We start from the raw sequence: 19,995 nt of genomic DNA on the forward strand, positions 1-19,995 counted from the left end.
GCCATGGCGAAGAAATATTATCTGACGGCCACGCTGCCCGACGGCTATGTAAAGACGATCGGCCCGACCGCGCTGGCGTTCACACATTATTGGCGGATCGTCGCCGAGCTTGGCAATGGCAAGACCGAGGTATTCTGGGGCCACGCCAAGTCGCTCGCCGAGGCCCGCAAAAAGCACAGCGCAGCCCGCGACGCCGCCACCCAGCGCGGCTGGCGCGATTTTGCGTTCGAGGTGGTGGAGCTGGAGCGCACGCCGGGGTGACCAGGGTATCAGCGCCAGATATGGCGGCTGTCGGGAGGGCCGATCTCGCAGTCGATCTGTACCAGCGATTCCCCGTTCGACGTCACATCATGATGCGGGATCAAGCGCACCGGTTGGTCGGACATCTGGTCGCCAGCCACCGCAAGCAATAGCGGAACGCATGCCCGAAGTTGGACAGCGCTCAGGCCCATCGATCGGTCGGCAAATTGCAACAATCCTCCTCTACGGACGCGACGTGCTACCTCTTAATGTGATGTGTCGTGCCCATTATCCGCCCTATCGACCGCTGGTTCGCGGAAGAGATTTTCCCGCATGAGGCGCGCTTTCATGCGGCCGCGCGGCGCATTTGCAAGACGCGCGAGGAGGCCGAGGACTTGGTGCAGGAGGCCCTGACCCGGCTCTTCGCAATCAACGGGTGGGGTGAAATCGTCAATCCGCCCGCATATGTGCTTCAAATGCTAAGACATATCGCGATCGAGCGGATGCGGCGGCAGCGCGTTGTCGATTTCCAGCAGTTGCTGGATACCGATCACTTGGCGCTCGCCGATGAGGCACCGTCGCCTTACAGAGTTGCCGCTGGTCGCGATGCTCTGCGACGCGTCGCCGAAATGGTCGCTGCGTTGCCTGAGCGATGCCGGACCGTTCTGGTCCGCCGCCGCGTCCACGGCGAATCGGCGTCGGCGATTGCCAGGGATCTGGGAATCAGCCAGTCGACTTTCGAGAAACGGCTGGGCCGGGCAATTCAGCTTCTTGCCGCCTCCGCGCTGGTCGATGACGCGCCCTTCGAGCCCGAAGGGGCCGAGCGCAGGGGCGTAACCAAGCGCTAAAGCGGTAACGCAGCTTGTCCTGGCGACACGGTGGCGGGCGTCTCCCCGAAATCTCGATCAGCGATTTGGCGGATCGCGGATGCTGGCTCGTCTAGAGTCTTGTGGCCATAGAAAAAGCATCAAACGGGGGCAGTCCTGCATCTTCTAATCGCGACCGGCGCAAGCGCGCCGCAGCGATGGCCGCGACCTGGCTCGCGCGTTTCGAGGCTGGCGGCATGGACGAGGCGATGTTCGAACGCTGGCGCAGCGCGCATCCCGATAACGAGATTGCCTTTGCGCGCGCCCTGGCCGTCTGGAACCGGTCGGGGGGCGAAAACAGCGACCCCGTTCGCGCCGATGAAACCAACCGCCGCCAGCTGCTGCGGGGACTTGTTGCAGCAACGATGGTCGGCGTGATCGCGGTCGGCGGGTGGTCCACGCGCGCTTACGCCTGGCACTCGGCATCCTGCGCCGTCGGGGAGCGAAAACGCGTGGCGTTGCCGGATGGCAGTGTCGCGATGCTCAACACCGATAGCGAAGTCTCCTGGCGATTCTCCAAAACCGAACGTAGCCTTTGGATTAACCGTGGCGAGGTCGCTCTGGAATTGACGAGCGGACAAACCGCGCGGTTCCACGGCGCGGGTGCGGTGGCATTTCTGTCGGCCGGGCGCTTCAACATCCGCCTTCAACCCACAGCGCTCGATATCGTGGTGATGCGGGGCGAGGCGACAGCGCCGCGCTTCGCCGGGGAAACGATGACGCGCGACGCAGACACGGACGTCGTGGCAGGACGTTTTGAGCGGCTGTTGCTGATGCGGGCGACATCCGATGTCCAATCCGCCTCTCCCGAAGCCGTTTCGGCGGCAATTGCGTGGCAGCAGGGCGAAATCGTGTTCGACAACGAACCGCTGCACGCGGCGGTCGAGGAATATAACCGCTATCTAATGCGCAAGATCGTCATTGCCGACCCGGATTTGAAGAACATTCCGATCGGGGGGCGGTTCACCTCAACCGATGCAGCGCCATTTTTGTCGTCGCTCAGGCTGGGGCTGGGTTTGCGCGTCACGACGGATGAAGGCCAGATTATACTGAGTCGATAATTTATTTTTTGAAAATGTGGCGGGGATCGTTTCTTCAACCGTCCTGCATAATAGATGCGCAAAAGCGCAGTAGCGAGGAACCCCACTAATGATCGTGCGATATTCGCGCACGCCGCTTGTTGCGGCGATGCTTGTTATGCCTGTTGTTTTCAGTGCTCCGTCTTATGCAAGCGGTATGCAATATTTTGCAATTGATGCCCAACCGCTTTCCAGTGCTTTGACCAATTTCTCGCGTCAGGCCCATGTTCAGATCTTTTTCCCCGCCGCAAGCATCGTCAATCGCCGAGCCCCCGCTGTTAAGGGCCATTTCGGCAACCGCCAGGTGCTTGCCAAGTTGATCGCGGGCAGCGGGTTGGTCGTCCGCCAGGACGATGGCAAGACGATCGTCCTGGGGATGACCGAGGCACCCAAGCCCAAGTCCGAACCCGGCGCTGGCGCTGCGGTTGGAAATTCGGGTGAGTCCGGCGACATTATCGTGACGGCGCAGCATCGGCGCGAGCGTGAGCAAGACGTGCCGATCGCGCTCACGGTGATCCGTGGCGACCAGATCGAATCGCGCAACATCAACACCGCCAGCGACCTGGAAAATTCCGTTCCCAGCCTGGAAGTCGATCAGCAGTTCGGCTCGGGGCAGCCGCAATATCGGCTGCGCGGCGTCGGCGGGGAAGATTATGCGGCGAACAACACCAACACCGTCGGCATCTATGTCGATGGGGTTGCCTATCCCTACGGCGTGATGACGCAGGGTGCCATTTACGACGTCGAGCGGATCGAAGTGCTGCGCGGGCCGCAGGGCACTCTCTACGGCCGAAATTCGACGGGCGGCGCGATCAACATTATCAGTGCACGCCCGACGCGCGATTTCCACGCCGGCGTGGATGCGTCGTTCGGCCAATATAATGCCTTCAACCTGAACGGCTTCGTGTCCGGTCCGCTCAGCAGCACGGTGGCCGCGCGCGTCGCGTTCACGACCGACCAGGGCGGTGCGTGGCAATATAATCGCGACACCGGCGAGGCGCTGGGCAACAAAAACCAGGAATCTGTGCGCGTATCGCTCCAATGGCGGCCGGACTCGGTCACGACGGTCGACCTGGTGGGAGACTATATGCGCAACACGTCCGACGGCAGCGGGCTTCAGCTTCTGTCCGACTTCAAGGATGCGTCGGGTCGATCTTACCCGAATGATTTTCAGACCGGCAATCCGCGCCTTACCGGCTGGGGCCTCGACAAGCCCTTTGCGAACTTGATGGGGGTACCGGTCACCGCCAATCCGTTTCGGAACAACGAAGCCTATGGCGGTCATGTCGAGCTCAACCGGGATTTCGGTTGGGCGACACTGACGGGCATAGGTGCGTACCGACACTTTACGCGGCGTGAGTTTAACGACTTCGACGCGACGGCGTCGAACGAGGCGGGCACCTACTTCTTCAACGGCATCGATGTCGGCTCTCAGGAGCTTCGGCTCGCATCGCGTCAGAATCAACCGACGCGCTGGATGCTCGGCCTGTATCATGACGATGAATCGATCGATGGGGGGTTCCTCTCGGACTTCTCCGATTACGCCAAGATCGGGCGTATCCTGCAAACCACCTATAAGCAGCGCGTCCATACGTCTGCGGTGTTCGCCAATGCCGAGCAGAACATCACCCGGAAGCTCGTCCTGTCCGGGGGGCTCCGCTTCGAGCATGAGACGCGCGCGCTGAACGACTTCAAGACCATAACGGTCTGGCCCACCGTTATCGACAAGGCGGCAATCTCCCGCAGCCTGGAAATGAATGAATGGTCCGGCCGGGCTGCGCTCGACTGGAGCGTGACGCGCGACGTCCATGCCTATGCCAGTGTCTCGCGCGGGGTGAAGTCGGGTGGCTTCACGACCTATAACAACAGCGTTCCGGACCAGCTCAATCCGTATAAACCCGAAAAGCTGATCGCTTATGAGGGCGGTCTGAAAACGGACTGGTTGAATCACCGCCTGCGCGTGAACCTGGCCGGCTTCTATTACGACTATCGCGACTATCAGCTGCAGGGGGTGTTCTACGCCGAAGACGGCTCGCGCAACGGACGCATCGTCAATGCGGAGAAGTCGCATCTGTACGGTGCCGAGGCGGAAATCGGATTTTCGCCGGTCCACGGGCTCGAGATCAACCAATCGGTCGCCTGGAAGCGTGGCAAGTTCGACGTGTATCTGCAACCGGACAAGTCCTTCACCGACCCTGTCACGGGCGTGGTCACGACGACCTATACCAATGCCGGAGGCACGCGGATCAAGATCCCGAGCATCGATTATAAGGCGCAAGTCCATTGGTTGCTCCGTTTGCGCAACGACTGGCAGATCGACCCGGAATTCAATGTCAATTATCGCGGAGCGCGCTGGAGCACGTCGGACCTGTCGACCATCCCCGCGTTTTGGCTCGCCAATGCGAATTTCAGCATCATGCCGGCCCACAGCCAGGTGAAGGTGACGCTGTGGGTGCACAACCTGTTCGATGCCTATGTTCAGGAAACGCGTAACAGCTTCATCAGCGCGCGGACGGTATCGGTCGATCCGCCGCGCACGTACGGTGTGCGCGCTGGCATCAAGTTCTGATCCTGGTCATTGTCGGCGCGCCGTGGTCCGGCGCGCCGACGAGTTATAACCTTTCCCCGATACGGAGCACGGAAGCTCATGCGCTTGTCCCTTCCATCGACCACGCGTCGCAGCTTTCTGGTCGGGACCGCGATCGGCGTGCCCGCTTTGCTGACCCATGGTCGCGCACTTGCAGCCAGCGACCCATTCACCCAGGGCGTCGCCAGCGGCGATCCGCTCCCGAATGGGTTCGTGATCTGGACTCGCATCGCGCCCGATATCCTCGCACCCGACGGGCTCGGCGGGGCACCCGACAATATTCCGCTGCGCTGGGAAGTGGCCGCTGACCAAGCGTTTCGCCATGTGGTGCGCGCTGGCGATGCGCTGGCGCGCCACGCGATGGGCGCAACGGTGCATGTCGAGGTCGATGGCCTGCAACCGGACCGGCCTTATTGGTATCGCTTCATCGCTTATGGGGTGAACAGCCAAGTCGGCCGGGCCTGGACGGCCCCGGCCCCCGGCGCGCCGGTGCAGGCCGTGCGCTTTGCGGCGGCGACGTGCTCGCATTGGGAGCTCGGTTATTTTTCCGCCTATCGCCACATGGCGCGCGATGAGGACAGCCGGTTCACGCTGTTTCTGGGGGACTATATTTACGAAAGCGCCGGTCGTCCGTTGTCGCCTGAAAAGGGCATCGTGCGCAGCTATGGGGATCTGCCGGAGGCGGATTCGCTCGCCAACTATCGTCGTCGCTATGCGCTGCATCATAGCGATCCCGACTTGCGCGCGCTCCATGCCGCCGCACCGGCGATCGCGATCTGGGACGATCATGAAGTCCAGGACGATTATTCGGGCATTTGGTCCGAAGATCCGGCGTTAGCGCCAGCCGCGTTCGTCCGTCGACGGCAGGCAGCCTATCGCGCCTTTGTCGAGAACCTGCCGGTGCGGCTGTCGCGGGTGGTGCGCGGACAGCAGTTTCGCATCAACTGGCGGCTGCAATGGGGTACGCTTGCGCAGTTTGACATGGTCGATGGTCGCCAATTCAGGTCTCCGCAAGCCTGCGCCGCAGGCTTGCCAAGCCGGAAAGGGCATATCGCGCCTATCGACTGCGCCGATTTCGAGGATCCCTCACGCACCTATCTCGGCTTCGAGCAGGAGCGCTGGCTGTACGATGGCTGGTCGAAAAGCCACGCCCGCTGGAATGTGCTCGTCCAGAACCTGTTGGTTGCGCCGATGACGTTCGCGTCGCCGCAAGGGCCTGCGCTCTGGACCGACAGTTGGAACGGTTTCGGCGCGGCGCGGCAGCGCTTGATCGACGCGATGGTCTCCAGCAGGCTCGCGAACCCGGTGACGCTCGCGGGGGACTATCACTCGTTCTGGTGTAACAATCTGTTTCGCAATTTCGACAAGCCGGAGGAGCGGCCGGTGGCGGCGGAATTCGTCGTGTCCTCCATCACGTCGAGCGGCCCGCCGGAGGGCTATTACAAGGCAGCGATGCCGAACAATCCGCAGATCCGCTATTTCGATTCGTCGCATCGCGGCTACATGTCGTTCGATCTCACCCCGGCGCGACTGGATGCGCGGTGCATGGCCATTAGCGATCGCGCCGATCCGCGTGCGACGCTGAGCGTGCTGCACACGGCCTCTGTCGCGGCAGGGACGCCCGGGCTGGCCTGAACCGTCCAACCCACGATCGAGGCGGATCGGTCTTCACGGATCGAGCGGGTCCGACGGATCGATCCGCAGCGACGCGGCAGACGGCTGGAAGAGCACTTGCGTCGGCGAGAGACGGGCACCGATGCGGCCCGGCTGGTAGCCGAGTTCCGTCTGGTTGCGGTCAGCGAAGGTAGCGCTCGCGATGTAGCGGCTCTGGTCAGGATTGGTCGAGATCAGCGCTGCCCGATCGAGCGGAGCGCCGAGCGCGGCGAGCCGGCGCGTGGCGTTCCTGAGATTGGTAGTGGTGTGTCGCGCATAGGGTTCGACGATCATCGCATCCGCTGGCAGGCCGAAGCGTTCGAGCGCTGCGCGGGCCATTTCCACCGCCTCGGCATTGCGCGTGCCACGCGGGTGGACCGTCCCGCCCGAGAACAGGACGAACGGCGCAAGCCCGGCCTTCCACAATGTGGCCGCCATCTGGACGTTGAGCTTGCCCAGGGCGCTTAACGGTGTCGACAGGTCTTCCGGCCCGATGCCCGGTACGATGATCGCGGTGTAGCGATAGTGCGACCAGTCGATCGTCTTGGCGCGCGCCATGGCGGCATGGTTCAAGCGCGCGTCGAGCGGCTCGAACGCGGCAGCGTCGTCCCGATCGTTGACGTCGAGCAGCGCGAGCGCGAGCCCGATGCTGGGGTCGAGCGCCGTCGCCGGAGCGTCACCCGCCGCTTCTGCCAGCGCGACCGCCGCGGCGGCATTGGCGGCGGCGCGTTCGGGATCGGGTCCGTCGATCTTCGGGTATCGGGGCGCTACACCTTGGCCGTAGACACCGATGACGGCGTTGATACCGCCGATTTCGCGCAGGATGCTCGCGCGCATGCCATCGTCGGACGCGGCCCGCAGGCCCGTCTGGTCACCGGCACCGGCGATCGTCTCCCGCTCCGAGTCGGTCCAGCGCGCCGCCTGAAGCACGCAGCGGAATTCGCCAGCGCACGCCGCGATCCGCAGGTGCCGTAGTGTCAGCATCGCGGCGACCGGCTCCGGTCGCACGCCGCGTGGCCAGGCCGAAAGCACCGGGAACAGCCGCGCGGCCAGCTTGGCGATCACGCGGTCCGGTACGACGGCGGTTCCCGACGGAGCCGCCGCGACCAGCAGCACCGCACAGCCGGCAAGTATCCCGGCACGCAGAGCGCTTACCACGACTTGGTCAGCACGAAGCGGAAGTTGCGCCCGAAGAGCGGACGGCCGTAGACCGCGACTGCGGTGCCCTGACCGAAGGCGTCGCTGCGGGTATTGCCCTCCGTCAGACCATGATTGTTGGTGATGTTGTCGCCCACAACCTGGAATTGCCACGAGCCGCGCGTGTAGTTGAAGCCTACACCCAGCGTCTGATAGGCAGGCAGCTTCGTGCTGTTCAGATAGTCGACATATTCGCGGCCAACGAAGTTCAGCGTGCCATAGATGTCGAACAGATTTCGGCCGCTTTCGAAATGGAATTTCGGAATGACATGGCCGTACAGTTTGGGCTCGCGGATGATCTGCTTGCCTGCGACGGCGATCGTCTGTGACGGATTATTCGGGTTATAGAGATTGTTATATTGCGGATCGGCAAAGGTGATCGCCCCGTTCAGCGAAAACCAGCGCACCGGTTCCACATTCGCGTCGATCTCCACGCCCTTGCTCACCGCCTTGCCGATGAACGGCACGTTGGTGGTGTATTGGGTGGTCGGGTCTGGATAGGAGCCGTTCAGCGGATTGAATTGGGTGTAATAGCCGGTCGCATAGAAATAGTTGCGGCCGAGGGACGCCTTTACGCCGAACTCATATTCGTTCGCCTTGGTATAGGTCGGCGTCGGCGCGGTGCTGAAGGCGGTGCCGGCGGTGGGCGGCACCTCGACATGGCTGGCGCGGCCATAGGCCCCGAAATGGCGGGTGAAGTCGTAATTGAGGCCAACCGTCCAGTTGGTCACTTGCGGACTGAGGCGGAACTGGTTGGCCGTGCCGGTCAACGCCATCACCGTGTTGGCGAGCGTGCCGGTCAACGCCGTGTTCGTCACCGTCTTGGTGAAATCCTCAAAGCCGTTATAGTTGTACCATTCGTGCCGGATACCGCCGTCGAGCCGTAGTCCGCGCGTGATCTCCCAGGTATCGTTCGCATAGATAGCGAGCACCTTGGCATCGACCTTGCCGATCCCCAGCGCATTGGTGCCCGGCAACGCGCCGTTATTGGTCACTTTGCCCAATATTGCGCCCGATGCCGAATAGGCGATCAAGTCGAGGGTGGCGGGCTGCCCCTGCACCTGGATCAGATATTGCTGATAATATTGGTTCTGCGTGTCGCCGTAGAAGGACGTATAGGCACCGACCTTCACGTCATGCGTGCCGAAACCGGTGGCGACCTTGTGGGTGAGGCTGAGATCGCCCTGTACCGAATAGAAGCTCGAATCCGCCGCGCGATATTGCGCCGGCATCACCAGACCGGACTGCGAATAGGGGTCATAGGCCGTGTTGCTGCCGGCATAGACATAGCCGAAATGATCGACCGTGCCGAACGCCTTGGTCGCGGCCGCGCGATAGCCGGCGGCATAGGCATTCGCGTCGCTGGGGTTGGTGGTCGAATAGAGCGCGTCGAAGGTGTTCTTTCCCTTGGTCGCGCCGCCCTTGAAGCTGACCAGCCATCCGTCGAAATCGCCTTGGTACTGGAGGCCGAGATTGCCGTAGACCATGTGACGGCCGCTCGCGAGGTCGCGGTTCTGACTCCGCAGAGCGCCGTTCGCGTCCTGATAGGTGAGCGTCGTGTCGCGGAACGCCGGGGAGTTCATCGTGCCGGTGAAGTAGTTGAGCCACGGGTTCAGGGACTGCGACGGATTGGTCGGGTTGGCGATCGGGATCGGCAGGTAGAAGACGTTGTGGTCGTTCAGATAGTTGGCCGTCACTTTGACAAAGCCGTTGCTGAAGTCGTGCTTGATGTTCGCACGGATCTGGCCACCGCGATCATTCGGGAAACCGTTGTCGCGATAGCCGTCGCTGTAGCGCAGGAAGCCGCCGATGGCGTAATAGGTGTCGTGTCCAAGCGGCCCGGACTGCATCACGTCGCCGCGATAGAGACCGATATCGCCGATGGTCAGTTGCGCGGCACCGCGCGATTTGCTGGTACCGCTGACGGTGATGTTGTTGACGATGCCGGCGGCTTCGGATGCGTAGATCGGGGCGGGTCCGCCCTGCACAACCTCGACCCGCTCGGTCATCAGGTCGTAGCGGTTCATGCCATCGCCCGAGTTGAAGAAGTAGCCGTCGACCTCATGGTAGAGCGGCAGGCCGTCCTGCTGAAAAATCAACATGCCGCGATCGGTCGGGATGCCGCGCAGCCGGGTGATGTTCTGCACCTCGCCGCCGGTCGTCTCGACATGGATGCCGGGCAGGTCGCCGAGCAGGTCGGCGAAGCTCTTGGGGGCGAGCTGCTTGATGTCCGCCTGTGAGAGCGAGTTGATCTGGTACGAGACATCAAAGCGGCGCTGCGCACGCGCCGAGCCGGTGACGATGATGTCGTTGCCGGTGGTGCCCGGTGCGTCCGCCGCCTGCGGATCGTCCGATGCCGGTACGGTGGCGGGGGGCGCGGGCGTCGACGCGACCTGCGCCGAGGCTGGGGCGGTGGTGGCAAGCGCGAGTGCGGCAACAGCGCAGCCAGTGGCCAAAGTGATATTTCGCATGAGAGTCCCCTTCGGAGCACCGACCCCCGATGCTCGCCCGACGTCGCGCTAGGCGGGCATGGTGACAGTTTTATTTATTATTTGAAAAATAAATACGGAATGCCCATCCTTGTCCGAAGCAGGGGTGGGGAGAGGAGTCGTATGATCAGTCGGGCAGGGTCACGCGGGATCGCGCTTCACCTGGATGAAGACGAGAAAAGCATCATGCGGTGTCTTCGCCTGTCGGGGCCGGCGTCACGGTCGGCGCTGGTCAGCACGCTCGACTTCAGCCCGGCCAAGCTCACCAAATTGTCGCAGCGGTTGCTGGCGATCGGTCTGGTGGAGGAGATGGAGGATGCCGGACCGCAGGGACGCGGGCGTCCCGCGATGCCGCTGCGCATTGCACCCGGTGCGGGCTATGCCATCGGCACTACCGCGCACAAAGGCGTGCTGGATATCGCGCTGGTCGATTATGCCGGGAGCATCATCGCGCAATCGGCCGAGCCGTTCCACGATCACGATCCGCGTACGCTGTGCCGCGCGGTACGGACGCGCATCCTCGATATGATCGACCGGCATGATCTGGTCGGCGCGCGATTGCTGGGCCTGGGGATCGGGATGCCCGGTCTCGCCTCCTCGCCGGATGGCGAGCACTGGCGCACGGTACCCGAATTATGGGGAGCCCGCGACGTCCCGATCCGGGCGATGTTGGAGGATATGCTGGCGCTGCCGGTCTGGATCGAAAACGACGCCACGGCGACCGCGCTGGCCGAATATTATATGGCCGACCCGTCCGACAGAAGCGCAACCATGGTGGCCATATTGCTCGGTTACGGCATCGGCGCGGGGGTCGTCGTCGATGGGCGGTTGCTGCGCGGTGCGATGGGCAATGCCGGCGATATCGGTGCCTTCTATCCAATGGATCGGCCCCGCCCGTCTCCGGTCGATCTTTTGTCCGTGCTTCGGGCCGATGGGTGCGAGATCGATTCCGTTGCCGATGTCGGCGACAAGGCGTCGCAGCACCAGGCGGTGGTCGATGCCTGGGTGGTGCGGGCGGCGGATCAATTGCGGTTGGTGGTGGAAAGTGCGCTCGCCTGGTTCGATCCCGGCCGGATCGTCCTGTCCGGCCCGTTGCCGTACGCGCTGGTGGCGCGCTTGGCCGATCGCCTGAACGCCGCCGGCATTTCTCGCGGGCCCTATTCGACGTTCATGCCGGAGGTTTTGGCATCCCGGCTCGGGGGCACCGCGATCACGCTGGGGGCCGCTTTGCTGCCCATCCACGCCAGCATCGCTCTTTAACACTGCCCGATAGGTGTCACACAAGCATTGTACCAGCCTTGGGGGATCGGGCCGGAACCATGCTGCAAACAAAAACCCCTCTCGACGGCGGGCAGCCAACCCCACGGGCCAGGCTGCGGGACCAGGCGGGCGCACTGAGACTGCCTTACGTCGCCGCGCACTATGGCAAGAGCCTGCTCTGGTGCGCGAGCGAGTCGATGTTCGCATATTTGCTGACCGAACTCGCGCATCTACCGCCGATGGCGGTGGGCTGTGTGCTCGCCGTGAGCTACATCGTCAGCGGAGCGCTGGATATCGGCGTCGGTACCGCGTTCCGGCAGCAGCTATCGACGATTGCCGCCTGTTCACGGCTTCAGTTGGTCGGGGCCGTCACAGCTGCGGCCGCGCTGCTCATGCTGTTCAGTGTGCCGGTGGTTCACCCGGCGATGCCGCTGGTCGCGGCCGCCTCGGTCATCCTCCTGTTTCGGCTCGCCTACGCGTTCGTCGACTTGCCGCAGAACGCGATGCTGAGCCTGTTGGTGGAGAACGATGCGCGCATGTCGCTCGCATCCTTGCGCCTTGTCGCAAGCGGGCTGGCGGCGCTGACGGTCGGCGCATGGGCATCGACGATCGTGTACAGTTCCGCGTCGCACCGGCCGCTATTGCTGATCCCGGCCGCGTTGACGATCGCGGTCATCACCGTCGGTTCGAGCGCGTATCTACGACGGCGGGTCGGTGCCTGGCGAGGCGGCCTGCACTCGCCGATCGGGGCACCGTTCATCGTCCCGGGGCGGCTTCCCGTCTCTGTCTGGCGGCTCATTTTGGTGATGCTGGTCATCAACTTCGCTGCGCCGGTTTTTACCAGGGTGCTGCCTTATTATGCGGACTACCAGATCCACGACCCGCTGCTCGGATCGAGCGCGATCGCGTTCGTATCGCTCGGCGCGCTGGCGGGGCCGCCATTCTGGTACCGGGTATTGCGCGGGCGCTCGGCGGAGATTCATGTAGCGGCATCGTCCCTGGCATTGGCAGCGGCGGCGGCGTTGTTCGGGCTGGCGGGGTGGGCCGGAGGCTCGGTGCTGGTGGTCGCCGCCGGATTGGTGGGACTGAGCGCCGGCGGCCTCGGCATGGCGATCTGGTCCGCGTTCGGGCAGGTCGTCGCGGATGCTGGCCGCGGACGCGAAGGATTGGCCTTTGGGCTGTTCACCGCGGCCGCCAAGGCGGCACTGGCGCTGGATGCGATCGGCATGGGGTGGCTGATGTCCGATGCCCGCTTCCGGGATCCGTCGAGCCCCCATCTGCTGCTTTACATGACGCTGCCGTCGATCATCGCGGGCGTTATCGCGGCGCTGCTTGTGCTGGGCTGGCGGTGGGGGGCGGGTCAGTGCGTGCCGCCGGACGAAAAATTGCGCTACGGGCTGCCGGACCAGGTTTCGCCTTTTTCGTCAGCTAGAGCGCAACCGATGCTACACTGAAGCGCGCCGGTTCAGTTTGGTGGACGTCGCTGCGATGCGCGAACTTCACGAGTTGCCGGAGTTCCGCTTCCGGTATCGCGAGGCGGCGGACCGCTCGTCCCCCGCCTAAAACGCCGAATTTCAACGATTCTGGCGTGTCGCTGGTGACCCCTACGGGAGTGGCTAAAGGTCAATAAATAATTGTTATAAAAAGATAAATAGGTCTGTACGCTCAGTTGTACCATCACAGATACCATCAGAATGCCCGGATATTTTGACACGCACTGGTACGGTGGACGGCTGTGTTGATGGCAGGGGGGTGGCGCTTCGCCTCCATTCTATGACAGGAGTTGGGCCGACAAGCCGCGATAGATCATCGAGACGTGGCGGTGGATCGCCTCGGTCGCTTGACGGGCGCTTCTGCCGGACTGCCGTCGGTGATAAAGACATCGGCGATCGTCGAGATGCGGTTGTCGATATCGGGCACACGTTGCGAAACCCTAAAGCGGTTTAACACCTCCTATCGCAACGTGCCAAGCAGGGTTGGCGCGTCGACCGTGAATTTGAACCCGAACACCAGCGCACTAGGGATGGGTTTGGCGCGAGATGGCGCGCCGGTCTGATCGGGGTTGAGGATATATTGCACGTTGGGCGAGATGCGGATCGCCGGGTTGATCTGCGCGCCATAGGCCAACTCCATCATATATTCGTGACGCTTGATGTTGCCGTCGCCCCCGGCCGAGATCTGCGCCGCGCGCATGCGTTCCACCGCCAGGTCGCTGAACTGCTGGTCGTTGATCATGAAGCCGATCGTATCGCTGTCGCGGCCGCGGAAGGTGCCGGTCTGAAGCAGGCCGAGTTCGAGGAAGTGGCTCTCCTCGACACGCCCCGACAGATTGGCCATGGCGACGCCAAACAGGCTGAGACCGCGCGCCGAATTGGGATCGGGGCGCGTCAGCATCTGGTCGAAGCGGACATAGAGGCCCGATCGCCCGTGCAGCGTGCGCGCCTGACGGTTGGACAGGATCGCGATACCACCCTGATCGTCGCGCAGCGGATCGGCATAATCGGCACGATCGAACCAGCCACCGAGGATATAATGGCCGGGCAGGCGGGTACCCGCATCGTCGCGGGCATAGGTCAGTTCCCAGGGGATGATGACGCCCGTAGCGCTGCGGGTGCTGAAGTTGAAGCCGTTATCCTCGTTGCGCTTGCGATCGGGATTGACCTCATAGATTCCGGCATGGGCGGTGATCGTGCTGGTGAGCTTCACCTTGGCGTGCGCCATCCAGCTCGATGCCGGGAAATAGGTGAAATTGCTGTTCTTGAAGACGAAAGTGGGGTTGCCGCAGGTCGAGTTGCTCTGGAAATTGCAATAGAGCGGCGAGTTGAGGAAATGGATGTTGGCCTGGCTGCGCCCGGCCTCGACCCATAGCCGCCCGCCGAGCAGCGCCTGTTCCCAGGTGAGGATGGCGAGATGGGTGTTCTGCGTGCCCCACACCTCCTGGACCGAGGTGTTGTTGCCGAGCGCCAGCGCCGACAGACTATCGCCGTGCCGATTGGTGACCGCGAAATGGAGGGTCCCGCCACCGATGCCTGCGATCCGATCGAGATCGAAATTCGCGCCCATATAGACCTGGCCGGTATAGGCCGCGTCGCGGCGCAGGCCGCCGGTCGCATTGGCCGCCGCTTCGCCGGTATAGCTCAGATCGAGCGTGACGCCGTCGGCCGCGAGCGGCTGGAACGGCTTGACGGTCGTGGGTGCCGGATCGGGCAGGGCGGGGGGCAGCTGATCGGTGGCGGGAGCAGTGCTGTCCTGGGCAAACGCCGGAGACAAAGTGAGTGCGGCGACGCCCGCCAAGCAGGCGCCCTTGAGAAAATTACAGGCCATGACCCTCTTCCTTTGCGCCGTTAGGCTGGCGCTTCCTTGTTGATCTTTAGATGGCGAGTGCGGAGGCGACTGGCCGGCGCTTCAGCGTGCCGACGAGCACGGCCGTCACCACCGTGCCCGCGACGATCGCCAACGCGTACGCTGCGAGGTGCGTCACCGCGCCGGGGATGGGCAGGACGAAGATCCCGCCATGCGGCACCTTCAATTCGCACCCGGCCGCCATCGAGATGGCACCCGCCAGCGCCGAGCCGATCATCAGCGACGGGATCACCCGGAACGGATCGCGCGCGGCAAAGGGGATTGCGCCTTCGGTGATGAAGGCCATGCCGAGCACGGCGGCGGCACCGCCGGCTTCGCGTTCCTCGGCGGTGAAGCGGCTGCGGAACAGCCAGGTCGCCAGCGCGATGCCGAGCGGCGGGGTCATGCCCGCCGCCATGGTGGCGGCCATCGGGGTATAGACCTGGCTTGCGACCAGGCCGACAGAGAAGGCATAGCCTGCCTTGTTGACCGGACCGCCCATGTCGAACGCCGACATCGCGCCGAGGATAAGGCCCAGCAGGATCGCGCTCGACCCCTGCATCGAACGCAGCCATTCGGTGAGGAAGGCGAGCGCGGCGGCGACGGGGGTGCCGACCGCATAGATCATCAGCAGGCCCGTCCCGAGCGAGCCGAGCAGGGGCAGGATCAGCACCGGCTTCAGGCCCTGCAGGTTCTTGGGCAAGCGGATCACGCGGTTGAGCCACGCCACGCCGTACCCAGCGATAAAGCCCGCCACGATCCCGCCGAGAAAGCCCGCGCCGAGCGTGGCGGCGACCATGCCGCCGATCATGCCAGGCGCGATACCGGGCCGATCCGCGATCGAGTACGCGATATAGCCGGCAAGGGCTGGCACCATCAGGGCGAACCCGGCCTTGGCACCGATCTGGAACAGCGCATGGGCGAGTGTGCCCGCAGCTGCATCGTCATTGGCGTGGATCCCGCCAAGCGCGAAGGCGAGTGCGATCAGCAGGCCGCCCGACACCACGAAGGGCAGCATGAACGACACGCCGGTCATCAAATGCTTGTAGGGACCGGCGCGCTCGGTGGTGCTCGCGGCGGGGGCCGCGCCCGAGGTCTCGCCACCCTGAACCTTCGCTTCGGCCAGCGCGCGTTCGATGAGGGTTGCACCGCCGGTGATGGCAGGCTTGGTGTTGCTCATGAACACGCGCTTGCCGGCGAAGCGCGATCGGTCGACTTCGCGGTCTGCGGCGATGAGCACGATGTCGGCGCGGGCGATCTCGTCCGCCGTCAGCGGCGCGCCCGCACCGACCGAGCCCTGCGTCTCGACCCGTATGTCATAGCCGAGCTGCTTGGCGCCTTCGATCAGCCCTTCGGCGGCCATGAAGGTATGGGCGATGCCGGTCGGGCATGAGGTGATGGCGACGATGTGGGGCACTGCCGATGCGGGGGTAGCAGCGTCGTCCGTATCGGCGGTACCCAGCGCGCCGACCGGATCGGCCAGCACGGCTTCGAGCGTGAGGTAGCGACCATTTTGACCGGACGGCACCTGATCATCGCGCCCGACGAACAGGAACGCGCGCGTCTCGTCCGCCGCATCGTGGGTAAAGGCACCGCCGGTCCGCACTTCGACCTCGATCGGTCGGCCGTGGGTGCGCGCGGCCTTGCGCAAGGCTTCCGCCGCCAGAACGGCTTGAACATCGCTGCCCGCGCCGTCGATCACTGCAAAGAGTGTCTTCATGATCCCATCCGCTCCAGGTTCAGGCGATTGTCATCGTGTCGACCGACACGTCACCGGCGAGGGCGTGCACCACGCCCAGGCTCGGCAGATTGGGGCCAACCATGCCCAGTTTCGCGACCGCGAACGCCGTCGCCAGCCGCGCGGTGCGGTCGAGCGCGGCGTTTTCGTTCACTGCCGCGGCAATGCCGGCGACCATTGCATCGCCCGCACCGACCGTGCTCGCCACGCCGTCCAGGGCCAGACGGGCGCTGACCACGCCTTCCTCCGACAGGAACAGCGCGCCTTCTTCGCCCATCGACACCACGACCAGATCGACTCCGCGCCGCCGCAGCGCGTCCGCCGCTGCGATCAGCGCGGCGCGATCCGGAATCGGCGCGCCCAGCCAATGCGCCAGCTCTTCGCGATTGGGCTTGATAATGTTCGGCAGGACAGCGGCATCGAGTGCGCATTTGAGCGGCTCGCCACTGGTATCGAGCAGGATGGTGCAGCCCTGCGCGCGCAGCCGCGCGGTCAGCGTCGCATAGATTTCATAGGGGCAGCCCGGCGACACGCTGCCCGACAGGATCACCAGATCGCCGTCTACAGCAGCGGCGCAAATCGTGGCGACGACCATGTCGACGCGCCCGAGGTCGACCGCGATCCCGTCGAGATTGATGTCGGTGGTGCCCTCGGCATCGACGATCTTGAGGTTGACCCGCGTCGACCCCGCAATGCGGATGAAGCGGTCCTCAATCAGCTTTTCCGCGAACAGCGCGTCAAACGGCGCGGCATTGTCGCTGCCGAGCAGTCCGTGCGCGGTGACCGGAACGCCCCAGTCGGCGAGGCAACTGGCGACGTTGACGCCTTTGCCGCCCGCATTCTGGCGGACGGTATGAGCGCGGTGGACTGCGCCTGGCACCAGATGATCGAGCAGCACGGTCTGGTCGATGGCGGGATTGAAGGTGACGCTATGGATCTGCATCAGCGGTCCTTCGTATCGAGCGCGCGCACTTCGGCGGCACCTTCCATGTCCATGGCGCGCGCGGCCAGTTCGGCAAACTCGGCCCTGCTGCCGGCGCGGATCCGCGCCTTGACCGCCGGAATGTCGCGTGGCGTCATCGACAATTCGGTTACGCCCAGCCCGACCAGCAGCGCCGCGCCGAAGGGATTGCCCGCCAGCCCGCCACACACGCCGACCCAGCGGTCATGCGTGCGCGCGCCTTCCACCGTCATCGCGATCAGCCGCAATACGGCGGGATGCAGGCTGTCCGCCTCGCTTGCTAGTTCGGGGTTCTGCCGGTCGATCGCGAGCGCATATTGGGTGAGGTCGTTGGTGCCGATCGAGAAGAAGTCGGCATGGGCGGCCAGCGCCTTCGCCTGCACCGCTGCTGCCGGCACCTCGATCATGATGCCGACCGGGACGCGCGGTGCGTCGAGTTCGACGCGGATCGCCTCGCACCGCTCGCGTAGGCGTTTCAGCTCCCAGGCGGAGGTGATCATCGGGAACATGATCGACAGATCGCCGCCGTCTTTGGCCGCGCGATACAGCGCGCGCAGTTGCGGATCGAGCAGATCGGGGCGGCGCAGCAACAGCCGGGCACCGCGCACACCGAGGAAGGGATTGTCCTCGCGCGGCAGATCGAGATGCGGGACCTGCTTGTCGCCACCGATATCGAGCGCGCGCACGATCAGCGGGCGATCGCCGAGCGCGTCGATCATCGCCCGGTAAATGCCCTGCTGCTCGTCTTCGCTCGGGCTCTCGCCGCGTTCGAGGAACAGGAATTCGGTGCGCATCAGCCCCACGCCTTCGCCGCCCTGCGACAAAGCGAAGGCGACTTGATCGGGGCGATTCACGTTTGCCGCGATGGCGAGTTCGTGGCCGTCGGTGGTGATCGCCGGACGGCCGCGCTCGGCCTCATCGGCGACGCGCTTGGCTGCGATGTCGGCAATCCAGGCACGGGCCGAGGCGATGTCGTCCGCCGACGGATCGATCCAGACGCGCCCGGCGTCGCCATCGACGATCGCCGTTGCGCCAGCGGCAAGGCTGAGCAAATCCGCGCCGCCCGCGACAACAGACGGCAGCCCAAGCGTGCGCGCGAGGATCGCGCTGTGCGAGGTCGGGCCGCCGAGCGCGGTGGCGATGCCGAGCACCTTGTTCGTATCCAGCATGGCCGTGTCGGACGGGGAGAGATCGGCCGCGACGAGCACGCAGGCTTCGTCGGGAATGTCCTCAAGGCCGCCCGAGGCCAGGCCGGGATCGATCTGCGCCAGCACCCTCCGCCCGATGTCGTGCAGATCGGCGGCGCGCGCGGCGAGCACCGGATTGCCGAGCGCGGTCAATTGCTGCGCCATGCGGTCCACCGCCTGATGCCACGACCAGGCGACGCCGTGCCCTTCGACCATCAACTGGCAGGTCAGCGTGATCAGATCGGTATCCTCGAGCAGGCTCGCTTGGGCCGCGAAGATCGCGGCGTCGCCCGCGCCGAGGCGTCGTGTAGTATCGTCGACCAGCGCCTTCATTTGCGCGCGCGTGCGGGTGAGCGCGCCGTCGAGCAGCACCCCGCCCTCGACGAGATCGACCGGCAGATCCGGCACGACCAGTTCGGCCGAGGCGAGCAGATGCACCTTGCCGATCGCGAGTCCGGGGCTGGCCCCGACCCCGGCGATCATCACCGTCTGCGCGGCAGGCGTCCAGCCGCCGGTCGGCACGTTCGCCTTGGCCTTTTCGGCGGCGCGTTCGGCATCGGCCTTTTCGCGCGCGGTGATGCCCGAGATCGTGCGGATGAAGCGATCGACGGCATCGCGCGCGCCGTCGCCAGCCGCCGAGATAACGATTTCGTCGCCTGCCTTCAGCCCCAATTGCAGGAGCGAGACGAGGCTGCGGGGGTCGGCGCTGTCGGCCCCGTGGCGCACGCGCAAGGCGACGGGGAGGGCGCGCGCCGCTTCACCCCATGCGGCAGCGGGGCGGGCATGGAGACCGGTGGGATAATCAACCACCCATGTTGTCGCCTCGGCCAGATCCTGCGCCGCCGGTCGCGCGGCGGCGGGTTCGCCATCCTCATACAGCGCTGCGATGATGGCGTCGGTGTCATCGGTCGCGATCAGCCGGGCGAGGCGCGCCTCGTCCTGGAGCAGCCGCGTCAGACGGCGCAGGATCGCGAGATGGCTGTCCGAATTGGCGGCGATGCCCACCACCAGATGCGCGCGCTGGCCGGGATTCCATTCCACGCCGTCGCGCACCTGCAGCACGGCGATGCCGTCGTGCCGGACGAGCCCTTTATCCTCGCCGAGTCCATGCGGGATGGCGACGCCTTCGCCCAGGTAGGTGTTGGCGACCGCTTCGCGCCGCACCATGCTGTCTTCATAGCCGGGGCCGACACAGCCGGCACCGATTAGCAATTGGGCGACCTGGCGAATCGCGTCGGTCTTGTCGGTGACGTGCGCGTCGATCCGCACCAGTCCGTGGGGTTTGGACAAGGTCGCAAATTCGGGGGGCATTCCAGAACCTCTCCATTTCTCGTTGCGCATCAGAAAACGTTTTCTCAAAAATTTGTCAAGAGGCTTGCAATGCTTCCGCGTTCAC

13 protein-coding genes are annotated in these 19,995 nt (G+C 64.4%); 7 read left to right on the plus strand and 6 right to left on the minus strand.

The window, feature by feature from the left end; translation table 11 throughout:
- Positions 1-3: 3 nt before the first annotated feature.
- The 5 genes from H4W01_RS03535 to H4W01_RS03555 all read left to right on the plus strand — a co-directional run bounded on the left by H4W01_RS03535 (position 4) and on the right by H4W01_RS03555 (position 6,407).
- Positions 4-261, plus strand: a complete 258-nt coding sequence (locus H4W01_RS03535) for a hypothetical protein (RefSeq protein ID WP_209609921.1) — start codon at positions 4-6, stop codon at positions 259-261.
- Between the two features lie 260 nt (positions 262-521).
- Positions 522-1,088: an RNA polymerase sigma factor gene (locus tag H4W01_RS03540; RefSeq protein ID WP_209609922.1), complete on the plus strand. Its 567-nt coding sequence runs from the start codon at positions 522-524 to the stop codon at positions 1,086-1,088.
- 176 nt (positions 1,089-1,264) lie between these two features.
- The gene (locus H4W01_RS03545) at positions 1,265-2,167 is read left to right on the plus strand and encodes a FecR family protein (protein WP_010407516.1); all 903 of its coding nucleotides are present in this window, start codon (positions 1,265-1,267) and stop codon (positions 2,165-2,167) included.
- 175 nt (positions 2,168-2,342) lie between these two features.
- A complete protein-coding gene (locus H4W01_RS03550; protein WP_334685136.1) occupies positions 2,343-4,754 on the plus strand; it encodes a TonB-dependent receptor in 2,412 nt (803 codons plus the stop codon).
- 78 nt (positions 4,755-4,832) lie between these two features.
- Positions 4,833-6,407: an alkaline phosphatase D family protein gene (locus H4W01_RS03555; protein WP_209609924.1), complete on the plus strand. Its 1,575-nt coding sequence runs from the start codon at positions 4,833-4,835 to the stop codon at positions 6,405-6,407.
- Between the two features lie 33 nt (positions 6,408-6,440).
- On the opposite strand, the gene H4W01_RS03560 is transcribed toward H4W01_RS03555, so the two are convergent.
- The gene (locus H4W01_RS03560) at positions 6,441-7,583 is read right to left on the minus strand and encodes a YdcF family protein (protein ID WP_334685137.1); all 1,143 of its coding nucleotides are present in this window, start codon (positions 7,581-7,583) and stop codon (positions 6,441-6,443) included.
- Positions 7,577-10,093: a TonB-dependent receptor gene (locus H4W01_RS03565; protein WP_209609925.1), complete on the minus strand. Its 2,517-nt coding sequence runs from the start codon at positions 10,091-10,093 to the stop codon at positions 7,577-7,579. The genes H4W01_RS03560 and H4W01_RS03565 overlap by 7 nt, the downstream gene beginning before the upstream one ends.
- Before the next feature lie 204 nt (positions 10,094-10,297).
- On the opposite strand from H4W01_RS03565, the gene H4W01_RS03570 reads away from it, so the two are divergent.
- Positions 10,298-11,371: an ROK family protein gene (locus tag H4W01_RS03570; protein ID WP_245535587.1), complete on the plus strand. Its 1,074-nt coding sequence runs from the start codon at positions 10,298-10,300 to the stop codon at positions 11,369-11,371.
- Between the two features lie 59 nt (positions 11,372-11,430).
- Complete coding sequence (locus H4W01_RS03575; protein ID WP_209609926.1) at positions 11,431-12,825, plus strand: MFS transporter; 1,395 nt, start codon at positions 11,431-11,433, stop codon at positions 12,823-12,825.
- 499 nt (positions 12,826-13,324) lie between these two features.
- Here H4W01_RS03575 and H4W01_RS03580 read toward each other — a convergent pair whose 3' ends face one another.
- From H4W01_RS03580 to ptsP, 4 genes are read right to left on the minus strand one after another with little or no spacing between them, the layout of a single operon-like run.
- A complete protein-coding gene (locus tag H4W01_RS03580) occupies positions 13,325-14,695 on the minus strand; it encodes a carbohydrate porin (RefSeq protein WP_209609927.1) in 1,371 nt (456 codons plus the stop codon).
- Positions 14,696-14,741: 46 nt separating this feature from the next.
- Positions 14,742-16,433, minus strand: coding sequence for a PTS fructose transporter subunit IIC (locus H4W01_RS03585; RefSeq protein ID WP_209609928.1), 1,692 nt, complete (start codon positions 16,431-16,433; stop codon positions 14,742-14,744).
- 19 nt (positions 16,434-16,452) lie between these two features.
- Positions 16,453-17,394 carry a 1-phosphofructokinase gene (pfkB, locus tag H4W01_RS03590; protein ID WP_209609929.1) on the minus strand — a complete coding sequence of 314 codons (942 nt, stop codon included), beginning with the start codon at positions 17,392-17,394 and terminating at the stop codon, positions 16,453-16,455.
- Positions 17,394-19,910, minus strand: coding sequence for a phosphoenolpyruvate--protein phosphotransferase (gene ptsP / locus H4W01_RS03595; RefSeq protein ID WP_209609930.1), 2,517 nt, complete (start codon positions 19,908-19,910; stop codon positions 17,394-17,396). The genes pfkB and ptsP overlap by 1 nt, the downstream gene beginning before the upstream one ends.
- Positions 19,911-19,995 lie beyond the last annotated feature (85 nt).

This window comes from Sphingomonas sp. PL20 (assembly GCF_017875905.1).
GTDB lineage: Bacteria > Pseudomonadota > Alphaproteobacteria > Sphingomonadales > Sphingomonadaceae > Sphingomonas > Sphingomonas echinoides.

What these genes read in the sequence shown, in the direction of transcription:
- H4W01_RS03535 (WP_209609921.1), top strand. Translation starts at nt 4, where the DNA reads ATGGCGAAGAAATATTATCTGACGGCCACGCTGCCCGACGGCTATGTA.
- H4W01_RS03545 (WP_010407516.1), top strand. Translation starts at nt 1,265, where the DNA reads ATGGCCGCGACCTGGCTCGCGCGTTTCGAGGCTGGCGGCATGGACGAG.
- H4W01_RS03550 (WP_334685136.1), top strand. Translation starts at nt 2,343, where the DNA reads ATGCAATATTTTGCAATTGATGCCCAACCGCTTTCCAGTGCTTTGACC.
- H4W01_RS03555 (WP_209609924.1), top strand. Translation starts at nt 4,833, where the DNA reads ATGCGCTTGTCCCTTCCATCGACCACGCGTCGCAGCTTTCTGGTCGGG.
- H4W01_RS03565 (WP_209609925.1), bottom strand. Translation starts at nt 10,093, where the DNA reads ATGCGAAATATCACTTTGGCCACTGGCTGCGCTGTTGCCGCACTCGCG.
- H4W01_RS03570 (WP_245535587.1), top strand. Translation starts at nt 10,298, where the DNA reads ATGCGGTGTCTTCGCCTGTCGGGGCCGGCGTCACGGTCGGCGCTGGTC.
- H4W01_RS03575 (WP_209609926.1), top strand. Translation starts at nt 11,431, where the DNA reads ATGCTGCAAACAAAAACCCCTCTCGACGGCGGGCAGCCAACCCCACGG.
- H4W01_RS03580 (WP_209609927.1), bottom strand. Translation starts at nt 14,695, where the DNA reads ATGGCCTGTAATTTTCTCAAGGGCGCCTGCTTGGCGGGCGTCGCCGCA.
- H4W01_RS03585 (WP_209609928.1), bottom strand. Translation starts at nt 16,433, where the DNA reads ATGAAGACACTCTTTGCAGTGATCGACGGCGCGGGCAGCGATGTTCAA.
- pfkB (WP_209609929.1), bottom strand. Translation starts at nt 17,394, where the DNA reads ATGCAGATCCATAGCGTCACCTTCAATCCCGCCATCGACCAGACCGTG.
- ptsP (WP_209609930.1), bottom strand. Translation starts at nt 19,910, where the DNA reads ATGCCCCCCGAATTTGCGACCTTGTCCAAACCCCACGGACTGGTGCGG.